The 23,095-nt window shown below is 40.4% G+C and carries 18 protein-coding genes; 4 read left to right on the top strand and 14 right to left on the bottom strand.

Annotated features, from left to right (window positions below):
* Positions 1-234 precede the first annotated feature (234 nt).
* Positions 235-1,848 (top strand): helix-turn-helix domain-containing protein, encoded by a 1,614-nt coding sequence (locus ACM0OP_RS08950; RefSeq protein WP_414528053.1) that lies wholly within the window; start codon positions 235-237, stop codon positions 1,846-1,848.
* Here the strand turns inward: ACM0OP_RS08950 and ACM0OP_RS08955 are convergent.
* The 6 genes from ACM0OP_RS08955 to ACM0OP_RS08980 all read right to left on the bottom strand — a co-directional run bounded on the left by ACM0OP_RS08955 (position 1,845) and on the right by ACM0OP_RS08980 (position 9,709).
* Complete coding sequence (locus ACM0OP_RS08955; protein WP_414528054.1) at positions 1,845-3,635, bottom strand: ABC transporter ATP-binding protein; 1,791 nt, start codon at positions 3,633-3,635, stop codon at positions 1,845-1,847. The two genes, ACM0OP_RS08950 and ACM0OP_RS08955, sit on opposite strands and share 4 nt — an antisense overlap.
* Before the next feature lie 45 nt (positions 3,636-3,680).
* Complete coding sequence (locus ACM0OP_RS08960; RefSeq protein WP_414528055.1) at positions 3,681-4,547, bottom strand: ABC transporter ATP-binding protein; 867 nt, start codon at positions 4,545-4,547, stop codon at positions 3,681-3,683.
* A gap of 46 nt (positions 4,548-4,593) precedes the next feature.
* The gene (locus tag ACM0OP_RS08965; RefSeq protein WP_414528056.1) at positions 4,594-5,556 is read right to left on the bottom strand and encodes a 6TM ABC transporter family protein; all 963 of its coding nucleotides are present in this window, start codon (positions 5,554-5,556) and stop codon (positions 4,594-4,596) included.
* A gap of 194 nt (positions 5,557-5,750) precedes the next feature.
* The gene (locus ACM0OP_RS08970; RefSeq protein ID WP_414528057.1) at positions 5,751-8,126 is read right to left on the bottom strand and encodes a TonB-dependent receptor plug domain-containing protein; all 2,376 of its coding nucleotides are present in this window, start codon (positions 8,124-8,126) and stop codon (positions 5,751-5,753) included.
* An 82-nt stretch (positions 8,127-8,208) separates the two neighbouring features.
* On the bottom strand, positions 8,209-9,132 hold the full coding sequence (locus ACM0OP_RS08975; RefSeq protein WP_414528058.1) for an FTR1 family iron permease: 924 nt from the start codon (positions 9,130-9,132) through the stop codon (positions 8,209-8,211).
* A 187-nt stretch (positions 9,133-9,319) separates the two neighbouring features.
* Positions 9,320-9,709, bottom strand: a complete 390-nt coding sequence (locus ACM0OP_RS08980) for a hypothetical protein (protein ID WP_414528059.1) — start codon at positions 9,707-9,709, stop codon at positions 9,320-9,322.
* A gap of 149 nt (positions 9,710-9,858) precedes the next feature.
* Here ACM0OP_RS08980 and ACM0OP_RS08985 point away from each other — a divergent pair, with 149 nt between their 5' ends.
* Positions 9,859-10,452 carry a Uma2 family endonuclease gene (locus ACM0OP_RS08985; RefSeq protein WP_414528060.1) on the top strand — a complete coding sequence of 198 codons (594 nt, stop codon included), beginning with the start codon at positions 9,859-9,861 and terminating at the stop codon, positions 10,450-10,452.
* Between the two features lie 25 nt (positions 10,453-10,477).
* Here ACM0OP_RS08985 and ACM0OP_RS08990 read toward each other — a convergent pair whose 3' ends face one another.
* The 3 genes from ACM0OP_RS08990 to rppA all read right to left on the bottom strand — a co-directional run bounded on the left by ACM0OP_RS08990 (position 10,478) and on the right by rppA (position 13,590).
* Positions 10,478-11,305 (bottom strand): Rpn family recombination-promoting nuclease/putative transposase, encoded by an 828-nt coding sequence (locus ACM0OP_RS08990; RefSeq protein WP_414528061.1) that lies wholly within the window; start codon positions 11,303-11,305, stop codon positions 10,478-10,480.
* Between the two features lie 241 nt (positions 11,306-11,546).
* A complete protein-coding gene (locus tag ACM0OP_RS08995) occupies positions 11,547-12,872 on the bottom strand; it encodes a sensor histidine kinase (RefSeq protein WP_414528062.1) in 1,326 nt (441 codons plus the stop codon).
* The gene (gene rppA / locus ACM0OP_RS09000; protein ID WP_414528063.1) at positions 12,865-13,590 is read right to left on the bottom strand and encodes a two-component system response regulator RppA; all 726 of its coding nucleotides are present in this window, start codon (positions 13,588-13,590) and stop codon (positions 12,865-12,867) included. Before rppA ends, ACM0OP_RS08995 begins: the two co-directional genes overlap by 8 nt.
* 91 nt (positions 13,591-13,681) lie before the next feature.
* On the opposite strand from rppA, the gene ACM0OP_RS09005 reads away from it, so the two are divergent.
* Entirely contained in the window at positions 13,682-14,110 is a 429-nt protein-coding gene (locus tag ACM0OP_RS09005) for a hypothetical protein (RefSeq protein ID WP_414528064.1), read from the top strand.
* A 51-nt stretch (positions 14,111-14,161) separates the two neighbouring features.
* Here the strand turns inward: ACM0OP_RS09005 and ACM0OP_RS09010 are convergent, their stop codons facing one another.
* The 3 genes from ACM0OP_RS09010 to obgE form a co-directional block, all read right to left on the bottom strand.
* A complete protein-coding gene (locus ACM0OP_RS09010) occupies positions 14,162-14,821 on the bottom strand; it encodes an acetoacetate decarboxylase family protein (protein WP_414528080.1) in 660 nt (219 codons plus the stop codon).
* 320 nt (positions 14,822-15,141) lie between these two features.
* On the bottom strand, positions 15,142-17,046 hold the full coding sequence (dnaK, locus tag ACM0OP_RS09015) for a molecular chaperone DnaK (RefSeq protein WP_414528065.1): 1,905 nt from the start codon (positions 17,044-17,046) through the stop codon (positions 15,142-15,144).
* 622 nt (positions 17,047-17,668) lie between these two features.
* Entirely contained in the window at positions 17,669-18,697 is a 1,029-nt protein-coding gene (obgE, locus tag ACM0OP_RS09020; protein WP_414528066.1) for a GTPase ObgE, read from the bottom strand.
* Positions 18,698-19,134: 437 nt separating this feature from the next.
* Here obgE and ACM0OP_RS09025 point away from each other — a divergent pair, with 437 nt between their 5' ends.
* Positions 19,135-20,241: a glutamate--cysteine ligase gene (locus tag ACM0OP_RS09025; RefSeq protein ID WP_414528067.1), complete on the top strand. Its 1,107-nt coding sequence runs from the start codon at positions 19,135-19,137 to the stop codon at positions 20,239-20,241.
* Between the two features lie 84 nt (positions 20,242-20,325).
* On the opposite strand, the gene ACM0OP_RS09030 is transcribed toward ACM0OP_RS09025, so the two are convergent.
* Complete coding sequence (locus ACM0OP_RS09030; RefSeq protein ID WP_414528068.1) at positions 20,326-21,015, bottom strand: protein kinase family protein; 690 nt, start codon at positions 21,013-21,015, stop codon at positions 20,326-20,328.
* Between the two features lie 204 nt (positions 21,016-21,219).
* The gene (locus tag ACM0OP_RS09035) at positions 21,220-22,896 is read right to left on the bottom strand and encodes a peptidoglycan D,D-transpeptidase FtsI family protein (RefSeq protein WP_414528069.1); all 1,677 of its coding nucleotides are present in this window, start codon (positions 22,894-22,896) and stop codon (positions 21,220-21,222) included.
* Between the last annotated feature and the right edge of the window lie 199 nt (positions 22,897-23,095).

A 23,095-nucleotide genomic window follows, 5' to 3' on the forward strand; every position in this document is an offset into this window, starting at 1 on the left:
TTTATGAAATGTATAGTTAATAAAGAACTCATCTCAAAGTATCCTTAATAGCCTGAACTTTCTTCCCATTGGATGTGTAATTAAAATATGGATGTGGGGAATTATTACAGCAATCAGAGATTTTTTTTGCTGAAAATTATAGTTTGGTGGCAAGTGATAAATAACGCATAAACATCCAGGGAGACTGAAACCAAACATCTCAACGATTAGAGTAGGAAGAAGCCCGATAGCCGTATGCCTTATACAATTCCTAACAACAATTGCGTTGGATGTGACAACTGCCGCCCCCAATGTCCTACGGGTGCAATCAAAATAGAGAACGATGAATATTGGATTGATCCTAACCTTTGTAATAATTGTGAGGGTTATTATCCTGAACCACAATGTGTGATAGCTTGTCCAAATAATTCGCCCATACCTTGGCAAGCCAAAAAAGGCAGGTGCAAAGTTGAACCGAGAGATGCACCCAGTCCAGATTTATTTGCCAATGGTAAGAACAATCCATTTGCTTCCGCCATTGTGATTTGGGAAGCGTGCAATGTATTAGCTCAACGTACATCCTTGAATTGGGAAATCGATGAAGACGGTTATCTCTCCTATGGACGCAAAGTTAAACAAGGACGGGGTGCAATTTGTTTTCATCTTGAAGATCCCTTCCCCGTCAGCCATGCCGAACAAGCCCACCGTAACAATAGCATAACTGAATTACCAGCTATTGCGGCAGTGGATATAAGAGCCGCTTGTATTCATCTCATTTTTGCTGCCTACGCTACATCCTTAGATCAACCTTGGCAAGAAGAATTTGCTATTAATGAACGCCAAATTGAAAAATATTTAGGCTTAGAGAAACGCAAAGACTTAAGCAAAAATACCAAACTAGGGTTAATCAAAAACATTGTACAGCAAGCTTGTTCATTGATGATTTCCATTGATTGGCCTCAACAAGGTCGCATTCCTGCCTTCTCAATAAAACGTAGCCGTTTGTGGCAGTTAATCAACATTCAGCATCACTTTCAAGAAGATGATTTAGGGTGCAAATATTTGATTGGAATAACTTTTAAGGTAAAAGCCGGAAATTGGGCGCAGTATTTCTTAAATAAACAAGCGTGTAAAGAGCGAACTGCATTTTATCAATATGGCAGTTTACCCAAAACGCTCTTAACTACTGTTATGAGTATTTGGCAGCAACATGAAGGCGCAGTAAGATTAATGCTGTGGTTGCTGTTTAAAACCAAAATGGGCAAAGAACAACGCATCACTGTTCCCACATTACTACGCATTGCTTACGGTGACGAAAAAGTTACCATTGCCTCTAGACAACGGGAAGAACGTAAGCGTTTACTCAGAACATTTGAAAGTGATTTAGAAGTTCTTAATCATCATGGCATTAAACCCATGTTTGACCCTGTAACTTACCCTTTAGAAATTCAACCTTTATGGGCAAAGTTAATGGGTATTCCCGAAGATCCCGACGAAGCCTTAGAATTTTGGATTAATGATGGTGGTGGTAACAACCGTCTCACAGATTCTGGTCCTCGTGGTAAGTGGAATCTGTTAATGAATGCGCGAATTTTGTCTTTTGAACTACCCCCAGAATGGCAACAGCGCCCTTCAAAATCGCAAAAAAAGCCGAGAGGAACTGTCAAAAGTAGAAGAAAAGCCAACACCACCAGCGATTTATCCAGTGAACAGATTTTACAGGCGCGAAAAAACTTAAAGCTGTCTCAGAGGGAATTGGCAAAGTTAACTGGTAAGAGTCAAAGTTGGATTCGAGATGTAGAAAATGGGCGTTTAAAACCTAAATTAGAAGACCAAGCAATTTTACGGCAAGTCTTAAATATTAATTAATTTTTTAGCATCAAAGCCTGAAAATGTGCATATCTTCCTTGCTTTGTCAATAGTTCTGTATGATTTCCGATTTCAGCGATCGCACCTTTTTCTAAGACTACAATTTTATCAGCAGTTTGAATTGTGGAGAGACGATGAGCAATTACTAAACTGGTGCGCCCTTGTAATAATTTTTTTAAAGCATCTTGAATGAAAGCCTCTGATTCCGTATCCAAGGAAGATGTAGCTTCATCGAGAATCAGAAATTGGGGATTTTTTACCAAAGCCCTGGCTATGGCTAATCTTTGTCTTTGTCCTCCAGACAGCTTCACACCACGTTCCCCAATCATCGTATCGTAGCCTTGAGGAAATTCTAAAATAAATTCGTGAGCATGGGCAGCTTGGGCAGCAGCAACAATTTCCGCCTCTGTTACCCCTGGTTTACCGTAGGCGATATTTTCGCGGATAGTACCGTGTAAAAGTAAACTTTCTTGGGAAACGATACCCAATTGACTGCGTAAAGATTTTAGGGTGATATCTCGCAAATCGTAACCATCCACAGTAATGCGTCCCTCCTGGGGATCATAAAATCTGGCTGCTAAGTTAGCGATCGTACTTTTACCCGCACCAGAAGAACCCACTAAGGCTAAAGTTGTTCCGGCTGGAATCTCTAAACTAAAATCTTTCAGGACTGGTTCATTGATATCATAGCCAAAGGTGATATTTTCAAAGCAGAAGTTTCCTTTAATATGAGGAAGTGCGATCGCCTCTGGTTTTTCCATTACTTCGGGTTCAGTATCCAAAGTTGCAAAAATACGTTCACAAGCCGTTGCAGCTTTTTGAATCACATTTAAGAGACGGCTAAATTTTTTCGCTGGTTGATTGATGATATTTAGATAAGCCACAAAAGCCGCTAACTCGCCAATACTCAATCGATGTTGTATTACCTCCCAAGAACCATAAACCATAACAATGGCTAACCCTAGATGATTCATCAAGTCGATAACAGGTGAAAACACCGACCACAACTGCACCACCCGCAAATTAGCTGCCATATTTTCACGATTGCGTTCCGAAAAGCGGTCAACTTCGTAACCTTCATTAGCACAGGCTTTAATGACTTTAATATTAGAAAGAGTTTCTTGTAAGTGATTATTAATTTCTGCACCTTGTCGTTGCACATCTCGATAAGCACCCCGCATCCGTGTACCAAACAACTGAGTTAAATAAATCATCAGAGGTAAGGTAGCCAAAACCATACAGGTGAGTTGCCAATCTGCGTAAAGAAGATAACTAACAACCGCAAAAAAGGCAAAAGTATCAGCAACAATTTCTGCCACATCTGAAATAATCAGGTTTTGTAGAGAGTCTACATCTTGCGTTACTCTCGCCATTAATGCGCCAGTGCGGTTATTTTCGTAGTAACTTAAAGACAGTTTTTGTAAATGTTCATAGAGAATATGGCGGATAGTGTAAATTGTTTTCTGTCCTACCAAAGCCATTGTATAGCTACGGGCATAATTCAGGGTTCCTAATAATAAGGCAATCCCAATAATTGCTACACCTACCCAAGGTAATTGATGAAATTTTTGCTGAGGAATTAATACATCAATTGTATAGCGGGTAATTTGGGGGATGAGTACCTGGAGAAAGGAAAGACCCACAATGGTACTTAAGCCGCCAATTAATGGTAGTTTATGTTGCCAGATATAAGTAAATAAGCGTTTGAATAAGATGAAGACGGGAGTTTTAGTAATTAATTGATCGGGGTCACTTTCAGCAACCTTACGAATCATATTTGCTTGCATATTAGTTTTTTTTAACGCAAAGGTACGCGGAGGTTTTTTGAGGTTTTAAGGTTGGAGTATACGTAATAAGGCGGGATAGGCTTCTCTTCCTTTGTTGTATACTTTGCCAATTTCTCCGATGGGTTTTGATAAGAGGTTGAGATTTACGGCGAATAAAGCGAGGTCGCCGGCTTGTATTTGGCGGGGTAGCAAACCAAAGTCAAAAATGGAAGCTAAAAGAATTAACAGTAATAAACCTACCCAGGTGAGTAAATCGATCATTACTTCTGCACCTTTTTTGATAAATTCTAATCGAATTGTTTGTTTAAAGAAGGATTCTTGATGAGTAAATAATTCTAGTTTTTGATTGTCTGAAGTCGATGAAGCAATTTTTCCCTGTAACTGAAGTAGTTCTTGGCTGATTTTTTGAATAAAGCGACCAAACACAAAGACTATTAAAATCGGTGGTAATACAGCAAATATTAATGCTGGTAGCCATTCGGGGGCTAAGGTTAATTGCCAAATCACAACTGATATCGTCCCGGTGACGATTTTCCAAGCATCTTTATAGAGAATATCCATTCCTTGTTTAGCTTGGTCACAATCATATAAAATTCGAGAAATATCTTCTCCACCTAAGTCTTCGGGTTGACGTTGTAAATATGTACGCTGTAACCCAATCGTTAAGCGTAAATCATAAATTTTGTTGAGAATCTTGTCACCAAATTTGAGGATTCCTAATCCCATTAATACTCCAGCAAAAATTAGGACATCGTTCATTAAAGTTTCATTCAGAACAGTCTCACGCGATTTTAATTGATCAACAAATGTTTTGCCTATCCAAGCTAAACTCGGCTCAAAGGCTACGCTTAAAACTGTGGATATAATCGAAGCTGCTAACCAAAACGGATGCAGTAGTAGTACTTGCACCATATCTTTGGATAAAGTAATTAGATGCTTTCCTGGGATTTTTTTGAGTTTAAATTTGAGCATTTGACGATGAGAAATCAGATGGTTGTAGGACTCTCACAACTGCTGGATAAGATTCTCGACCTTTGTTATAAACTTTGACAATTTCTCCTAAAGGCTTCGCTAGTAAATTTAAATTCACTGCAAATAATGCCAAATCTCCAGCTTGAATATTCCGAGGAAGTATACCAATATCAAAAACCAGTGCTAACATTACCAGGAATAATAAACCAATCCATGTCAGTAATTCCATTAGCACTTCTGCTCCAGATTTAAAAAATTCTAAGCGGACAGAATGACGAAAAAAGTCTTCTTGATGGCTGAAAAGTTCTAATATTTTTTTTCTGTCAGTGGAGTTAGCAATTTTACCTTGTAGTCCGAGAATTTCTTTACTAGCTCCTTGAATCAGGCGACCAAAGGTAAATACTAAAAACAAAGGTGGAATGACGGTTAAAAATAAAGCAGGTAGCCAATTAGGAGCTAATGTTAATTGCCAAACCACTACAGAAACTGTTTGTGAAACTATTTTCCAAGAATCTTTGTAGAGAATATCTAATCCTTTTTTGGCTTGTTCACAATCATAGAGAATCCGCGATACATCTTCTCTGCCACGTTCTTTGCCTCTTAGTTCTAGATAGGCTCGTTGTAAACTAATAATTAATCGGCTTTCGTAGATTTTGTTGATGATTTGGTTACCAAATTTAGTCACTCCTAAACCGAAAATCAAGCCACCAAATACTAAAGCATACTCCATTAATGAAGAACCAAGGGTATCGCTATCATTTTGTAATTGTTCAACAAAGGTTTTACCAATCCAAGCTAAACTAGGTTCTAAAGCAGCATGAACAATTGTGGAAATAATGGAGGCGGCCAACCAAAAAGGATAACTAAAAATTACTAGAAATATATTTCTAGTTAAACTTAGCCAAGTATTTTCTCCCAAAACTAAATGTTGCTTGCCAATTTTGCTCATTTATATGGGTTTATCCGTTTCAAATTAGGTGAAAATTTGAGTTATTAAATTCCTCTGCCTCCTCTGGGTCAAGTCAATTTTTTGAACGTTCGCGTAGCGTGCGCGTAGCGCATACCGCAAAGAACGCAAAGGACACAAAGATAAGAAAGAAAGAAAGAAATTAAGCGCAGTTTTATACGAAAATGGTATTACCTTTAAAAGTTCCAAGAAAGGTTGAAACCATAGATAGCCGGCGCACTTTGTAAATCAACAAGTTCGTTAACAAAATTATTTTGTTGGTTGAATGTTGTGTTTATTCTGTCACTATTTATGCCTCCGATATTGCGTCCATAAAAACGGAGATTGAGATTTTCTTGTAACTGAAAAGCAACAAAGGCATTGAGACTGGAAATTGATTTCGTGATTCGGCGTTGAGTGTTTGTACCTGCGAGTTGTTCCCATTCAATTTGCGGGGTAAAGTTATAGTTCACGCCAAAGGTCATATTCCACTCAGGGATGGCGTAATCAAATCCCAAATTCATCACGTAGTTTGGTTGTTCGTTAAAAGGACGTGATTCACCTGTAACGCTATCTTGTATTTGGGAACCCAAGAGGGAAAAGTTACTGGAAAGGTTAAGATTAGGTATGCCAATAAATGCCATAGAACTTTTGACATCGAGTTCTACACCGTAAGCTTTGCCATAGCCGATGTTGATGGGTTGTTGTCGGAAGCGGTTAGTATTTGGATCTTGTGTAATTTGCGTTTCAATTAAGTTGTCAATAAAACGGATAAAACCATTGAGACCAATTACACCAGTGTTATTGCCAAATGTTTGTTCTACGCCAGCATCAACACCCCAAGCAATTTCCGGCTGAAGTTCGGGATTTCCCAACTCATCAGGTTGATTGATATTGCCATTTCGCTGATTGACAAAGGGGATTAAGTTGTTGAACGCTGGACGACTAATTGTTCTGGCTACACCAAGGCGAAAATTAGTGTTGGGGGTGACGCGATACCGATAGCTGAGGGACGGATTTAATTCTGTATTTGAGTTACTGATGTTTACGCCGTCGCTAGAGGTGGAATTACTGGTAATATTTTCTAGGCGCAGACCTGCTGTGAGTAGGTGATTCGGTGAAAGTGTAATTTCATCTTGGAGATAAAAGCTGAGTAGTTGTTCACTTAATTCATAGTTGGCTTTCACATCTACTCTATCGGCAAATCCTGCATCTCTGTCTCGAAAACTACCTTCAAAACCAGTACTCAAGCGATGATTTTCACCCAGTAAAAAGTTAAATCCCAGGGTTGCTAACCATTCTTGTTCGTTGGTATTACGAATTTCATTAATGGTGTTTCTGCTTGGTGAACTGATTGCTTGAGGCGTGTTTTCAGGAGTATTATTAAAGTTTTGGTCAGTGATAGTGTTGGTTTCGGTTTTATCTTGGGTGTATTCTAATTTTTGAAACAGTAATCCCAAGTTCATTTGGGCGTTGGGATTAAATTCGTGTTCCCAAACTCCACTCATGCGCCAAGTGAAATCTTTAAATGATTCTTGAACTGCATTTTCACGTTCCCGGATGCGTTGGAGTCTTCCGTTACCAAAAAAGTTAGTGCTGTTGATGTTACGTTCTACATCACGAGTGGTGTTGGTAAGAAATAATAAGGGTTCTACACGTAAGACATCTTTCGGGGAAAGTTGCCACCGGAAGCGGGGTGCAAAACTATAATCTACGAAATTTTTGATGTCATCTTCGATATCTGCTTCTGTGATTGCACCATTGGCGTTTGTGGTTTGGCGGTCTTTGAATTTCTCGGAACCTCTCGTTAGAACTCCAGCACTGATTTGATAGCTAAAGTCTCCTTGTTTTTGTCCATAAAGCAAGTTGAGATTACCTAAAATTTGCCTATCTTCCAGGAAACTCACCCCCGCATCTAAAACACCGATAGGGCGATTTGGTTGTTTGAGAACAATATTAATAGTTCCGGCTACCCCTTGGGAATTTTGCCCAGCTGTGGGAGTACGAATAATTTCAATTCGTTCAATAGCACTAGCCGGAATGCGGTTAACTTCTACTTGGCGATTGTCACGGCTATCAGGAAGTTGCTGACCGTCAATTAAAATTTGTGTAAATCCTGCGCTGAAACCACGCAGTCTGACATCCCGATTTTCATCAAAGGGGCCTGTAATCACGACTCCAGGCAATCGGCGCAATACGTCTCCTGCTGTCGCATCATTAAATCGCTCAATTTCTTGGCGGTCAATGATGATTACCTGATTGGGTGCATCCAAACGTTGTTGGATAGGGTTGTCGCTTTCTCCTGTTACCAGAAGTTCTATGTCTGATTCGGTTTTTTCCTCTTCTTCCTCTTCTTCTTCAGAAGGTGGGATTTGGGCTGATGTGGAATTAATTTGTTTCAAAGCATCAGCACTATGAGAATTGTTAGTCCATTCAGACAAGGGTAGCGGTTGTTGGATCAGGTTTTCTACAGAAGCAACACTGGGAAAAGTTTGGGCATTTCCTGGTTGAGATAATATCCCCAGGATTATGGTTGTCAAACTCAGGTGGAAAATGGATGTTGATTGCTTCATGGTCTTGCACTCCTTGGGATGTCATGATTAAACAGTCCCCCCTCAATGAAAAAATTTTAGGATCGGTGTTCAGGATTTGAGGTTAATTGAGTTTGGTAGCTGGCTTTAATGGTGTTGGCTGATTGAGACTGCGGAAGTATAGACCGCCAACGATCGCCCAAAAACTGAGATAGCCTATAGCTTGGACTAGGTATAGTTTTTGCCTGTAGCCAAATAAGGTTTTGAGTAAAATTCCGGGAAATTGGCGGTCGGGTAAGGTGGTGGATAAGTCCCAAATTTGGGAACCAAGCAGACAAGTTGTATTCTGATCTCCACATATACCCAAGGCTTCGGGGTTGATGTAGCTAAAGGCGATCGCAGCTGCATCAAGATGGTGCAGGGCAGAAATGACTAATCCAGAGACAATCATTAGTAGAAATACGCCCATGACTTGAAAAAATTGCTTCAAGTTAATGCGGACACTCCACTTAAATAGCAGTATGCCGATGAGAAAGGCGATCGCCAGTCCGGAAATAGCCCCGAATATTGGTGTCCAGCCTTCTTGGAACTTAGCGACGATAAACAAAGCCGTTTCTAAGCCTTCCCGAAAGACAGCAATAAAAACTAAGCTGAAAATCGCCCAACCTGCTTGACTGTCTTGACCCAAGGCACTTTTCACAGAACCTTCAATTTCGGCTTTGAGAAAACGTGCTTGTTTTGTCATCCAAATCAGCATCCAACTCAACATGGCGATCGCAATTACACCCAGTCCAACTTCAAACAACTGCTTAAATACAGGTGCATAAAGTTGGTCAGAGGTTTGCAATCCCTTGAGTCCTAAATGAATTAGCAAACCAAAGCCAAAGCTGGCTAAAATGCCACTCAGAACTCCTAAGTAAACCCAGCGATTCAAAACTTGCTTTTGCGCTTGCTGTAAACAGGCGAAAACAATACCAACGACTAAAGCAGCTTCTACACCTTCCCGCAGGGTAATAAAGAAGGTGGGTAATGCAGCACTCCAATTCATAAGTAATTCGTAGTTCGTAATTCTTAATTCGTAATTCGTAATTAGGAAATTTGCTTTTGACAAATTGGCATTATATAGGATTCCTATTTGATTTCTGTTGCCGTAGCCTGCGCTTACAACTCAAAAAGCCGTTTCCCACTCCCTACTCCCCACCTACGTAAGTAAGTTTAAAAATCAAAGCGGATCACTATATGGTTGCGGCAGATAATTCTTCTTCAGGGTTGACTGTTTTAGATACTTTCTCTTTGTGTTTAGAGGATTTTTTGCCGTGAGGCTTGGATTTCTTGGGTTTTTCTGTTTCTAGTTCTTCAACCTCAGCAACAATCTCTTCTGTTGTGCTTTCAGTTGTAATAGTTTCGGGTTCTGACTCTGCTATTACTTCCGTTTCCGTCGTTTCGGCTGTTTCAGTAGATTCTTCTGTGCTGGCGTGTTCTTTAGACTTCTTAGACTTATGTTTGTGGTCTTTTTCCTTTTTGGCTTCAGTTTCTAAGGATGTAGCCAAAGCTGCGCCTGGGAAGAAGAGGGTAGCTGCGATACCAGTTACAACAGTTTTAGTTAAAAATGCTCTCCGTAACATAGCTTTTACCTGATGCCTGTATGTGGTGAATACGAAGAGTATGGCAGACAAAAATAACAGAAATATAACAGCCTGCTATTTTCTAGATTATTTCAACCCATGCAAATTTTAACCACGATAATAGAGTTAACCTTTTTCGTGAAAACATCATGGAAACCCTCACCTTAAACATACCTCCAGCCGTAGGTTTAACCGATGAGCAGTTTTATCAACTCTGCATTGCTAACGAACCTTGGCAATTAGAACTTACCCAGACTGGAGAATTAATTATTATGCCTCCAACAGGCGGAGAAAGCGGAATTAGAAACTCTGATATTAATATTGAACTCGGTTTATGGAACCGTCAAACCAAGTTAGGCAAAGTCTTTGACTCTTCCACCGAATTTAAACTACCCAATGGTGCTTATCGCTGTCCTGATGCGGCTTGGGTGAAGTTAGAACGCTGGGATGCTTTAACAAAAGATGAAAAACGACGCTTTCCGCCTATTTGTCCTGATTTTGTGATTGAATTACGTTCAGAAACTGATAGTTTAGCAAAATTACGCGCCAAAATGCGGGAATATCAAGACAATGGTGCGCGTTTAGGTTGGTTAATTGACCCGCAAACACCTTCAGTAGAAATTTATCGGACAGGACAGGAGGTAGAAGTTTTAAACTTCTCTTTTGATCATCCTCCTCAACTTTCTGGTGAAGAAGTTTTACCGGGTTTTGTACTAGATATGGCGATTATTTTAAATCCATAGTGAGTAATTTACAGAAAAATTTGGTTTATTCGAGCGTTTCTAACCAAACCTGCAAATCAGCCATGCTAGTAAAATCAAGCAATGCTTCGCCCAGATTTTCTAATTGTTCTAAAGACAGAGTTTCCACACGCTGAAGTACATCTGAAGATAATTCTCCCACACGGCGTGTTAGTAAACGGATGATCAGCGATCGCTCTCCCTCTTCCTTAATTTCTCGGTAAACTCTGGTTTCCTTGAGTGTAATTCCTAACATTTTTTCTACCTCTATTCGGCTTAATTGCTCAAACTTGTACACCATGATCGTGGTTACTAAGTCCATTATGGCGTAATTTACAGTTTCGCTCTCCTCCACAGAAGAACGTTCTAGCAAATATCGCGCTTCTTGTGGAGCCAGTTCATCATCTACAGTAGTTAACACCATCAATCCTACCCATAAAGGTAAAGAGCGAATATCCCCCAATTCATCTAAATATATCCGATTTACTTGGTCTCCATTTAGTTGGTTGCGATGGGGATAAATATCACTTTGTTCGATGCTGCGGGATGGGTAAATAATCACCGCTTGCCAGTCACTAAACCTGTTACGGTTACGGTAGAAATATAATGAAGTCTCTGCAAATACCCGTTCATAAAGTCTTTCGTCTTTTTGAAACTGCACTTCACAGAAATACACTATGCCTTTCCCAGCATTTTCTGGTGGGAGAAATACGCCATCAATCTCAAATTTAGGTTCTTTGACTGCTACCGAATCAAATTTATATTCACTTGCATTTTCTGGAGGATTTGTCAATAGTTCAAAAAGTAATATGGGAGATTGTTGAAATAGTTTGTAAAAAATTGAGTCCCGACGCATGAAGAAATTTTTATTTAATTTTGCAATCAAAATAATTATACATTATTAGAACTATTTATTTAGTAGTTAAAATTGTTACTTCAGCTATTAATTTGAGATTGCTTAGGATTTACGAAAAAACTCTCTAAAATCCTCTTGACTTAGTGTTCTTTGTGTCCTTTGCGGTATGCGCTACGCGAACGTTTTTTCAAAAATTTGCGTAAGTCCTGTTGCTAATATCTAGTAATCAAATAATTACGAATTACGAATTATCAATTACTTTGGCTTTTTCATCAAACAATTCTATTTGAAAACAAGAACCTTTACCCAATGTACTGGTAACAGTAATTTTACCCTTGTGAGCTTGGACAATTTGTTGAGCGATCGCCAATCCTAAGCCAAAGCCACTATGCGCTCTATGAGTTTGACTACGATAGAATTGTTCAAAAATATAGTGCAAATCTTGTTCGGGGATTCCTGTACCATTGTCTTCTACTTGAATACTTACTGAACGAGGTAAACAGACTAACTTTAGCTCAATAAAACCCCCAGGTTCCGTATATTTAATGGCATTACTTAACAAATTCAGTACAGCTTGAGAGAATAAATCTGGTTCTATTCCTCGTTTGACTATTTGTGTAGGAAAATCAGTTTTTAAAGTTAATTCTTGGTCTTCGCAATAAATAGCTTGTTCTTCAGCCAAAGTTTGCAGCAATTCTACAAGGTCAGTTTGTTTTAATAGCTTGGGGTCAAGTTCTCCTTCATGACGTGCAAGAAATAACAGGTCATTAACAAGACCACTAATAGCTTTAGTAGTTTTAATGATTGTCTGGAGGCGAAAGCGAGTTTCAGTATCAGACTCCACCACATACATCAACCCTAATTGAGCGTGATTCAAAACTTTAGCTAATGGAGTTCGCAATTCATGGGAAGCGTAAGCCGTAAATCGATCTAGCCTTTGGTATGAATCATGAATAGGTTGCATAGCCAAACCCCCTAAAAACCAGCCTGTCAATGCAATTACACCTAGTCCTAAAGGTACACCAACAGCTAACAGAAAACACAGTTGTGTTAGTGTTTCTTGGACAGGTGTGAGGGGTGAAGCAATTTGCAGATAACCAATTAGTACCCCATCTTGTATGACTGGGAGAGTTACCTGACGTAGCCATATTTCTGGAGAATTGGAGCGATCGCTATATTCTGGTAGAACCTTTTGCAGCGTTTCAAATCCTGAAGAAATCTTGAAGGGTGTTTTAGGTTGTACCTTGACAAACCGAAGTAGCTTTCCTTCTGGAGAATACCAACGTGCATAAGCGATTTCACTTTCTAAACTACTGATTGATAAAGTATTACTACCCAGTAAAGGCACATCATCCAGCTTAACTCGCCACTGACCTTGATGTAGTCGATAGCGAATACCAGCAGCCATGACACGACTTTTACCATAGAGTTCGAGATCAAAAGCTTCTTGACGGTCTTTGACAACATAGACATAAAGAATAGTGGCAAAAACTACCAATATACTTCCCATAGACAAGGTAAACCAACGGGCTAAGTTGCGACGACTGCGGCGAAATAGGTTAGTCATTCGTCATGAGGAAGTGACAATTCTTCTCGCCCTGCGCCCTGCTTCCTAATCCCTGTGTGAAACGATACCCTAACCCATAAACTGTTTCAATCCATTGATCAACTCCCAGTTTTTGTAGACGTTGGCGTAATCGTCGAATTTGCACTGTGATGGCATTATTTCCTAACTCTGTATCCCATGTCCATAAAGCTTGCTCTAATTGATCACGGCTGAGAATTTGACGGGGATGACGGATGAAGTATTCCAATAACTGACATTCACGCACAGAGAGTTCCACTGTTTGTTGTTGTCGTTCTACGATGTGAGTATCTAGATTCAGGTGTAAGTCGGCAAACTTTAAAATTTGGTCTTGCCAAACAGGCGATCGCCTCGCTAAAGCCCGCACTCTTGCTAATAATTCCAGCATATCTACAGGTTTGACAAGATAATCATCTGCGCCAGCATCTAACCCTTTGACCTTATCTAAAATACTGTCCTTAGCTGTCAGTATGAGTACAGGAGAGGTTTTACCTATAAAACGGTACTGCTGGCAGAGATTAATCCCACTTCCTGTAGGTAGCATCCAGTCTAATATCAGCAAATCATAATCTTTTTCACCCATTAACCAGGAGGCTGTTTCACAGCTACCAACCCCATCAACAATATATCCTGCCCTAGATAGGACTGTGTTTAAAGGTTCTAAGAGTTCTGCATCGTCTTCGACTACTAAAATTTTCATGCCAAATATTAAAAAATTTATACATGAGGATGAGAAGATTAATCTATAATAATGCAGATATTTCTCAATAGATAGCCCTTGATTATTGAAAATGCAAAAGCAGAATCCTCTTGTAAATTTGTGGCAATATCTGATAAAAAGTCACAAAGCATCTACGCTTTTGAGCTTAGGGTTAGAATTTTGGCTACCATTACCCCTAATTGGTATCAGTATTTGGCTAGGAGGACAAAGTGTGGCTAACCAGATGTTAAGTTACGCTTATGACACCAGTATTTATTTAGAAGCGAATCACCAGGTAATAGTTCAATTATCTGTAGCTGTATTAGCCATCGAAGCAGAAATTAAGCAGCAGACAGGATTTACTAAGGTGAGTATTAAAACAAGCGACTCAGCCATCAAAACACTAGACATTGAATTAGCAACTATAGATATCGCCGCCGTAGAGATAGGAATTGCTCAGGAGTTGGGTTTAGATTTAACTACGGTTAAACGTCTTACCCGTTACCAATTTACTGAGTAATATCATGTTTTATAAATCACGTATTAATTTTTAGCACCTCACCAAATTTCATTATTCCCGTCCTACGACCTTTGGCGCATTCACCCGTAAAGTCATTTGTTCACAACCCACAGTTGCAAAAGGCTGACTTAAACCTATCCCAGAAAAAGGACTTTCAGCCGCAATTTCTAACTTGGAACCCACCAAACCCAAACGACTCTCAAAGTCAAAGTCAAATTTGAGCAAATTATCACCCATTCTACTGAAACTCGCAGCACCTAACCGTTGTCGCCATGCCAAGCTTTGCTGATTATAGTTGAGAGTACATAGCAAGACATTGCCTTGTCGGACATTGACACGTTTTTCTTCCCAGCTAAAATCAGCTAATTCCTTGGGTAGTCCCCAAATTTCCCGACCACCAGCTACAGAATCCGCATTATCTACATAAATGTGAGATACCCAAACGCCGATTTTACCTTGATAAATCACCACAGCCGGGGCAACAATTAACTCATTGTACTCCAGCACTGAACCTGATTTATACTGTGATAAATACATACCACCAAGAGTTTTACCAGGCCATACAGAAATAATATCTAACTCTGCCGGCACAAGCGGTCTTACTCGGTCAATATTCACCAAATGCAGAGTTTGAATAGCATCACCTTTAAGAATCCAAGGGGCTGAAGGGTAAGACATAAACGAATTTCGAGTAAAAAAAACAGAGGTCAGTTCTTCCTCTTCTCTGTGGCGCTACGGTGTAAACACATCCTTAACCAAAGAAAGTTTCCAGTCCTAAAAACAGAATTGAACCGGAAATCCAGATTTTTCTTTGCGTCTAACGCACTTCGTGCTAGAGCCTACGGCACGCTACGCGAACGCTGATGCGCCTTTGCATGAGATTATCCTCTTGACAAATCTCCAACACAAGAGAATGAAACAGCCCTGTTTGCGGGGATGGGTTTAATTTTAACTTCTCACACCTTAAAAAAAATCCCACCCAGGCATAAGCTTGGATGGGTAAAAATCTTCAATGGAGGCAATATTTACAACTATTTGCTCTCAGTGAAATCAGCGTCAATCACATCATCACCACCACTGGAGGGAGTAGAACCACCATCTTGAGGTGCAGCACCAGGAGCAGCTGCATCACCACCAGCTTGCTGATATATATTGCTACCAACGGCAAATAATGCTTGTTGTAACTCTGGTGTTAACTTCTTGATTTGCTCGTCATCTTCTTTAGCAACAGCTTCACGGATGTCTTTTACCAAACCTTCCACCTTCGTCTTGTCAGCTTCAGGAACTTTATCACCTAATTCCTGCAACTGCTTCTCAGCTTGGTATGCCAAAGAGTCTGCTTGGTTCTTGCGTTCAATTCTTTCCCGACGTTCCTTGTCAGAAGAAGCATTTTGTTCAGCTTCTTGTACCATCCGGTCAACATCAGATTTATCTAACGTAGAAGCGCCAGTAATGCTGATAGATTGTTCCTTACCAGTACCTTTATCCTTAGCAGTTACATTCAAGATACCGTTGGCATCAATATCAAAGGTAACTTCAATTTGAGGCACACCGCGTGGTGCAGCAGGAATACCATCCAGTCGGAAAGTTCCTAAGCTCTTGTTATCGTTCGAGAACTCACGTTCACCTTGAAGCACGTGGATTTCCACATTGCTTTGCCCATCCACGGCTGTAGAGAAGACTTCCGATTTCTTGGTAGGAATGGTAGTATTCCGGGGAATGATTTTAGTCATCACACCGCCCAATGTTTCCACACCCAAAGACAGTGGAGACACATCTAATAGTAAGATGCCTGTAACATCGCCCGCTAACACACCAGCTTGAATAGCTGCACCAACTGCTACCACTTCATCAGGGTTAACACTTTGGTTAGGGTCTTTATCTAATACCTTCTTCACCACCTGTTGCACAGCTGGGATACGGGTAGAACCACCAACCAGTACAACTTCATTAATATCTGTTCTACTGAGTTTAGCATCCCGGATTGCGTTTTCCACAGGGATGCGGCAACGGTCAATTAAATCCGAGCAGAGTTCTTCAAATTTAGCACGGGTTAAAGTTGTATCCAGGTGCTTCGGACCATCCTGGGTAGCAGTGATAAATGGCAAATTGATTTCTGCTTGAGAAACGCTAGAAAGCTCAATTTTGGCCTTTTCTGCGGCTTCAGTCAAACGTTGTAAGGCTTGTTTATCTTGACGTAGGTCAATTCCTTCGTCTTTTCTAAATTGCTCCGCCAAGAAATCAACTATTTTCTTATCAAAGTCGTCACCACCCAGGTGAGTATCACCAGAAGTAGCTAGTACTTCAAATACTCCATCACCTACTTCCAAGATGGATACGTCAAAAGTACCACCACCAAGGTCAAATACCAAAATGGTTTCGTTGCTCTTTTTATCAAAACCATAAGCCAGAGAAGCGGCTGTAGGCTCGTTGATAATCCGCAGAACTTCAATACCCGCTATTTTACCAGCATCTTTTGTTGCTTGTCGCTGGGAATCATTAAAATATGCCGGAACAGTGATTACAGCTTGGGTGACAGTTTCACCCAGATATTTGCTGGCATCTTCCACTAGTTTACGAAGAACTTTTGCAGAAATTTCTTCGGGAGCAAAGGCTTTGCCCACTATCGGACAATCCAGCTTCACATTACCGTTGCTGCTCAGAACTTTGTAAGAAACTTCCGTAGACTCATTACCAACTTCGTCATAACGTCTTCCGAGAAAGCGTTTGACTGAGTAAAAAGTATTTTCAGGGTTCATCACCGCCTGACGTTTGGCGATTTGACCAACTAAGTTATCACCGTTTTTGGCAAATGCCACTACTGACGGTGTTGTGCGAAAACCTTCTGCGTTAGCAATTACAGTGGGTTTACCACCTTCCATAACCGCTACGCAAGAGTTTGTGGTACCTAAGTCAATTCCAACTACTTTTGCCATTGTAAGTATTGGCTCCGTATAACTACAAATGAATGAATGGGAATATAAGGAACTAAATTTTGAAGCAACTGCTTAAAAAACAGTCATTTCAGCATTAACGACCTTTAATTTGGCTTTCCTGGGGTTAAAACCCCAAGTTATCCTGATATATATACTGAGAACTTCAGTGAGAGCCAGTCCATTTAGGAGGGTTTCCCGAACCTTGAACAGGGCGGTTAATTTTAAAGGATGTATTTAGTTGGTTCATTGAGAAATTTGCTTTCACTTTGTCTAATGTATGAGAATTAATACTTTCAGCAATTAGGGTGAACCGTAATTTCAAAGTGGTGTTTGCCGTCTTTAACTGTCACAAACCCTGGATTTACTCAGGATAAGTATCTAAAAAACTATGTTGTCTACCTAGAAACACGGTTAAATTAAATTTATTCTCTACATCAGTTATTTTTTAGTACATAGGTATTAATTTTAATAATATTAGTCTTATAGAGGATTCCTATTTGATTTCTGTTGGCGTTGCCTGCGCTTTGCGCTTACAAGTTAAAAGGCTGTTTCCCACTCCCCACTCCCTACTCCCCACTCCCTACTCTCCACCTACGCAAGTCAGTTGAAAAATCAAAGCGGTTTACCGCAAAACTTCCACTTCTTCAGCAGTATTCATTTGGTCAAGGACTCCCCAGACTTCTTGTAAAAGTGCTTCTAAACCTGTGCGGGTAACTGCTGAAATCAAGAACACTGGACCCAAGGAAAGGTGATTCAGTTCAGTAGCTAAGGCTTCTAAATCTACTGTTTCCCTATCAACAGCATCAATTTTATTTAAGGCCAAAATTTGCGGGCGCTTGGCTAAACCTCGTCCGTATGCTTGCAACTCTTGCTGAATTGTCCTATATTCACCAATCACATCTGGACTAGTTGCATCAATCAAGTGTAGCAAAACCTTAGTGCGTTCAATGTGACGTAAAAAATCGTATCCCAAACCCGCACCGTGGGAAGCGCCTTCAATCAAACCGGGAATATCAGCAAAAACAGTCCCATCACCAGTAGGTTTTCTGACTACACCCAAATTAGGGATGAGAGTTGTAAAAGGATAGTCGGCAATTTTAGGACGTGCGGCTGATAGAGAGGAAATTAGTGTAGATTTACCAGCATTTGGTAAACCAATAATCCCTACTTCCGCCAAAAGTTTCAACTCTAAGCGTAATACTTTCATTTCTCCTGGTAGTCCAGGTAAAGCATACTCTGGGGCGCGGTTACGGTTACTCAAAAAATGCTGATTTCCTAATCCACCTTTTCCGCCCTCAGCTACCCGAAAACGTTGTCCAGGTTCAACTAAGTCGCAGAGTAACGCCCCTGTACTCCCATCATAAACAGATGTACCACAGGGAATTTCCACGATTAAATCTTTACCATTAGCCCCTGTACAGTTATTTGGCCCACCCCTTCCACCATTATCGGCTTTAAAAAGATGCTTGTATCTGAAGTCGAGCAAAGTTTGTAGGTTGGTATCAACCACAAAAATCACTGAACCCCCTCTTCCCCCATTTCCTCCAGAGGGACCCCCTGCTGGTACATATTTCTCACGTCGGAAGGCGACAATACCATCGCCACCTTTACCCGCTTCAACTTCGATTAGTGCTTGATCAATAAATTGCATGATTTAGTTATTGGTCATTGGTCATTGGTCGTTGGGAATTTTTTCAGAATTAAGAGGAAACTCTTACTCCAAAATGAATTACAACAATTTTAGATTGCTTAAGATAGTCTGATTTATTCTCGCCTACTTACTTCAATATATGCTGAAATATCTTCTTCACCTGCATCGGCTAGATAGGAAAGGGTGCGAAAACCTAATATCGCGGTTAAAGGGACATTGAGGGGAAATGATTTTCCCCAAAAAACGGGCAATTTTGGGCTTTGACACTCTCCTGAGCAAAAATAAGCAGATTGCTAACGAAATTTGCCCATACTTAAAAAAATTGACTACAAATTTGATACATTAATTAATGCGAAAGTATCTCAAATATAACCATATAAGAGATAACATCAGCACCCAACTAAGGAAAAAATCTGATTACTTATTATTAATTACACATGAAATTTTGTTTTGGTATTGAGCATGAAGTCGCTTTTCTCAACGAATCAGGAAAATTTGCTGATTTTTCCCAGACAAAATTTGCTGACTTTGATCAAATTGTGGAAAAACTCCCAACATACCCCAATGATTATTCACAATTGCGCGTTGGTGATGCTGGTATTCGGCAAAAGAGATGGTATATCGAAGGCTTTGAAAGATTTGCTGATTCTGATAAAGTTATCGACTGTCTACCTAAAGGGATTGAAATTAGAACCACGATTCACTCTGATATTCAAGGGGCTTTAACTGAATTGTTAGCAAGTTTTCAGTTATTACGTGAGGTGGCGACTGGCTACGGTTTTTTACCAGTTTTAACTAGCTTTAACCCTCATCAGACTGTATTTGAGCCTCAACCCCCTTTAAATGATTATGAACTCAAACAGTTACAGACTTATCCTGATGAACGCACCGCTAATATTTACATGGTGACTTATGGGCCAGATTTAAATATTTCTGTCGCAGATTTACCAAATGAAAATCTGATCGATATTGGCAAAAAGTTAACTTATTATAGTCCCTATATCGTTCCTTTCAGTTATAGTTCTCCTTTTTATAATGGGAAATTATGGGATGGTTTATCGGTACGAACTTTTATGAGAACGGGAAAAAGATCCGCAGCTTTGGTGTTTGTGGAGAAACAAGAACAGTTAATTAAAAGTGTACCTTCATTAACAAAGGTAGCACGTATTCCGGCGGAAGTGGGACGTATCGAATTTAAAGCTTTTGATAGTTGTGATGATTTCTCTATCTATGGGGGTTTGTTAGCATTATTAAAAGGTTTGATTTTAGATAAAACCCTAGAGGGGAGGGCGATTATACCTGATGCAGATTTACATCAAGTTTCTGCCAAACAAGGGTTTGATAATCGGGAAATTTTGGCTCAGGCTACCCAACTTTTAGAAATAGCTGAAGTTTCCCTGGGTAATGATGGAGATGTGCATTTATTAATGCCTTTAAAAGAGATGCTAGGCCAGCGTAAAACTAAATCTCATGAACTCATAGAAACTTTCAAAAGTGTAGGTTCCATAGAAGAAGCACTGAAACAGACTTACCAAAGATACTGATTCCCAGTGTGATGCTAGGTGAGGTTTTGCTCAAAGGAAGTTTGGGTTCAATCTGCCTATTTTGTTCCTTCAACTGCGGCCATTTTATCTAAACTTTAGTAATCTCATGACTAGTTGACCACAGGAAGTTGTGAGAGAAGTTCCCAGACGATACAATTTGCGGATCATATTTAAGGCAGAGTATGGCACACGCAGTCGAAGTGGGTACAATACCGGAAGATAGAACCAGTAATAAGCCTTTTTGAGGTTGTTCCACTTTGAGCAGGTTTCTACATGGAGAAAATCTGAGATATCTACAACTAGTCCTCTACCTTCGTGCATCATCACATTACGACCGTGGACATCATGAGGGTGGAGTCCGTGACTTTGGGCATAGTCAAGCGCTGCATCAATGTCTTGGATTACTTGCTTGGGAATAGGTAAACCCAAGTGGATACAATCATAGAGAGTTGTTCCATAAAGCCGTTTCAAGACTAAAAACTGATCTTTGGCGTAGAAACACTCAGAGAATGCCCGATGAGAACCTAGAAGACGGTAGACTTCTACTTCCTCTTCATAGCCAGGCCGTCCTGGGGCATAAATTTTGACTACAGAATCAGGGTGGTCAGGGTGATAGACTACTGCGGCATAATTTCCTGTACCCAGAAGCAGCCAAGGTTCTGGAAGAGAGTGAACCTGGATGGGATTGTGGGGATCAACACTTTCAATTTGTAAGCTAGGCAGTAGTTGCCGATAAATAGTTTCGACCAGCTGCTTTGGGGAAGATTTGTCCATATTGGATCACTATCGGGAACAATGAGATGTTTTCAGAGGCTAAAAATTCCTAATATTATGGTCATTCATGTGTTTCTGGACTAAAGTCGCAGGAACTGGAATAAATATTTTGGAAGTCCCTGAAAAAATGCCATATGAACAAATATAAATTACTCCTGGGTGTGTTGTGGTGAGGTTACTGCATTTTGAATTGTTGAAGGTGCGTTACTGTTTTGCTTGAGAGTCGGACTTAATTTCCTGGCTGGGCGGAATCCCTTCAATGGGAATTAAGGCTTCCATCACGGCTTTGACAATTGGTGCGGCTACAGTGGAACCGTAAGCATCAGCACCTTTTGGCTCATCTGCTACTGCAAAAACTACGTAGCGGGGGGATTCTACTGGTAAGATACTCACAAAGCTAGTAATGCGCGCATCTGGAATATAACCCCCATTGGGACTAGCTTTTTGAGATGTGCCTGTTTTACCACCAATGCGATAACCTGGGATTTGGGCAGATTTTCCAGTACCTTCTGATACAACAGTTTCCATCATTTCCACTACCGTTTGGGCTGTAGCTGGTGAAAATATGGGTCGTGGTGTTAGAAGATTGGGCGCGTAATGCATTTGCCCTTTGGTATCGACTAGCCCTTGAACTACATGGGGTGTGACTAATTTACCACCATTGGCTAAAGCACCGTGCATTTGCACTAACTGTAAAGGGGTAACAGAAAAGCCTTGGCCAAAGGATGTAGTGGCGGCTTCAATGGGGGAAGCGAGAAATTCTTTTTGACTTTTGAGTTGTCCGCGAACTTCAAAAGGTAAGTCTGTTTCAACTGTTTGTCCTAATCCTAAGCGTTGTAACCAGTTGTAATAGACTGTTGCCTGCATCCGTTGAATCATCCGCACCATGCCAATGTTGCTGGAAGTTTGCAGAATTTGGGCAATGTTGATGTTGCCATAAATGTTGTTACCAGCATTTCTAATGGTGTGCTTACCTATCTGAATAGAGCCGGGGTCATTAAATATATCATCGGGTTTAATTACACCATTTTCTAGGGCGATCGCCACATTCAAAGGCTTAAAAGTTGATCCCGGCTCATAAAGATCAGCTACTGTCCAGTTTCTAAATAGGGAAATATCAGCACGGGAATATTCATTGGGATCATAATTAGGATAAGAGGTTAGAGCCAATAAAGCACCATTAGAGGCATCCATAACAATTACTGCCCCACGTTTAGCCTGAAACTTCTCTACTTGTTGTTGTAAAGCAGTTCTGGCAACCCTTTGTAAACGGCTATCAATAGTTAATTTCAGTCGCAGGTCATCAAAATTTAAAAATCCTTCTGGTGCATGATTTGGGAGCATTACCCCATTCCCGGAACGACTTAAGCGCACCGTTTGCACAGAACGCTCCAATAAACTTTCTTGGCTAAATTCTATACCAGCCTGACCACGACGATCCATATTGACATAGCCCACAACATCTGCAACTACGTTTTTTTGTGGGTAATATCGGGAATATTGTTGAATTAACTCTAAGCCATTCGATTTTAATGATCTCACCCGTCCCGCACTCACTTCTGGTAAAGCTGAAGCCACCGTAATTCCACTTTGGCGACTACCAAAAGTTTTGATCAACTCAGCCGGGGTTCTATCCAGAATAGGGGACAGGCGTTCTGCCATTTGTTCATTGGATAGATTGAACAGCTTAGGATGGGCGTATAAGGTATATACAGGCCGATCAATCGCTAATACATCGCTATTACGATCTACCACTAAGCGACGGGGAACGAAAGGCCGGAAACTGACCATTTGCTGCTGACGCGCTCTTTGAGTTAGCTTTTCTCCCTGAACAATCTGCAACTGATACAAATTAATAGCTAAACCCAAGGCTGCGACCATTAAGATCCCCCAAACCACGAATAATCGAGATTTAGTATTTGTGATCTGATGTTGAGTGTTAAAGGTAAAGCTGAATCTCTGCATAAACTGGAAAAGAAAAGCTTTTTTCCCGTTTTTCCAGGCTGGATTCCGCAAATTTTTCAATTTTAACTTACTTGGTGATTTCTGCATTTACCTACTCAGTTATCTTGTTTTACAG

Origin of the sequence: Nodularia chucula CCY0103 (assembly GCF_963923915.1) — a bacterium.
Taxonomy (GTDB): Bacteria; Cyanobacteriota; Cyanobacteriia; order Cyanobacteriales; family Nostocaceae; genus Nodularia; species Nodularia chucula.

What these genes read in the sequence shown, in the direction of transcription:
- ACM0OP_RS08955 (WP_414528054.1), bottom strand. Translation starts at nt 3,635, where the DNA reads ATGCAAGCAAATATGATTCGTAAGGTTGCTGAAAGTGACCCCGATCAA.
- ACM0OP_RS09035 (WP_414528069.1), bottom strand. Translation starts at nt 22,896, where the DNA reads ATGGTCGCAGCCTTGGGTTTAGCTATTAATTTGTATCAGTTGCAGATT.
- obgE (WP_414528066.1), bottom strand. Translation starts at nt 18,697, where the DNA reads ATGCAATTTATTGATCAAGCACTAATCGAAGTTGAAGCGGGTAAAGGT.
- rppA (WP_414528063.1), bottom strand. Translation starts at nt 13,590, where the DNA reads ATGAAAATTTTAGTAGTCGAAGACGATGCAGAACTCTTAGAACCTTTA.
- ACM0OP_RS08990 (WP_414528061.1), bottom strand. Translation starts at nt 11,305, where the DNA reads ATGCGTCGGGACTCAATTTTTTACAAACTATTTCAACAATCTCCCATA.
- ACM0OP_RS09005 (WP_414528064.1), top strand. Translation starts at nt 13,682, where the DNA reads ATGCAAAAGCAGAATCCTCTTGTAAATTTGTGGCAATATCTGATAAAA.
- ACM0OP_RS08965 (WP_414528056.1), bottom strand. Translation starts at nt 5,556, where the DNA reads ATGAGCAAAATTGGCAAGCAACATTTAGTTTTGGGAGAAAATACTTGG.
- dnaK (WP_414528065.1), bottom strand. Translation starts at nt 17,046, where the DNA reads ATGGCAAAAGTAGTTGGAATTGACTTAGGTACCACAAACTCTTGCGTA.
- ACM0OP_RS08975 (WP_414528058.1), bottom strand. Translation starts at nt 9,132, where the DNA reads ATGAATTGGAGTGCTGCATTACCCACCTTCTTTATTACCCTGCGGGAA.
- ACM0OP_RS08960 (WP_414528055.1), bottom strand. Translation starts at nt 4,547, where the DNA reads ATGGTGCAAGTACTACTACTGCATCCGTTTTGGTTAGCAGCTTCGATT.
- ACM0OP_RS08985 (WP_414528060.1), top strand. Translation starts at nt 9,859, where the DNA reads ATGGAAACCCTCACCTTAAACATACCTCCAGCCGTAGGTTTAACCGAT.
- ACM0OP_RS09025 (WP_414528067.1), top strand. Translation starts at nt 19,135, where the DNA reads ATGAAATTTTGTTTTGGTATTGAGCATGAAGTCGCTTTTCTCAACGAA.
- ACM0OP_RS08950 (WP_414528053.1), top strand. Translation starts at nt 235, where the DNA reads ATGCCTTATACAATTCCTAACAACAATTGCGTTGGATGTGACAACTGC.
- ACM0OP_RS08970 (WP_414528057.1), bottom strand. Translation starts at nt 8,126, where the DNA reads ATGAAGCAATCAACATCCATTTTCCACCTGAGTTTGACAACCATAATC.
- ACM0OP_RS09030 (WP_414528068.1), bottom strand. Translation starts at nt 21,015, where the DNA reads ATGGACAAATCTTCCCCAAAGCAGCTGGTCGAAACTATTTATCGGCAA.
- ACM0OP_RS08980 (WP_414528059.1), bottom strand. Translation starts at nt 9,709, where the DNA reads ATGTTACGGAGAGCATTTTTAACTAAAACTGTTGTAACTGGTATCGCA.
- ACM0OP_RS08995 (WP_414528062.1), bottom strand. Translation starts at nt 12,872, where the DNA reads ATGACTAACCTATTTCGCCGCAGTCGTCGCAACTTAGCCCGTTGGTTT.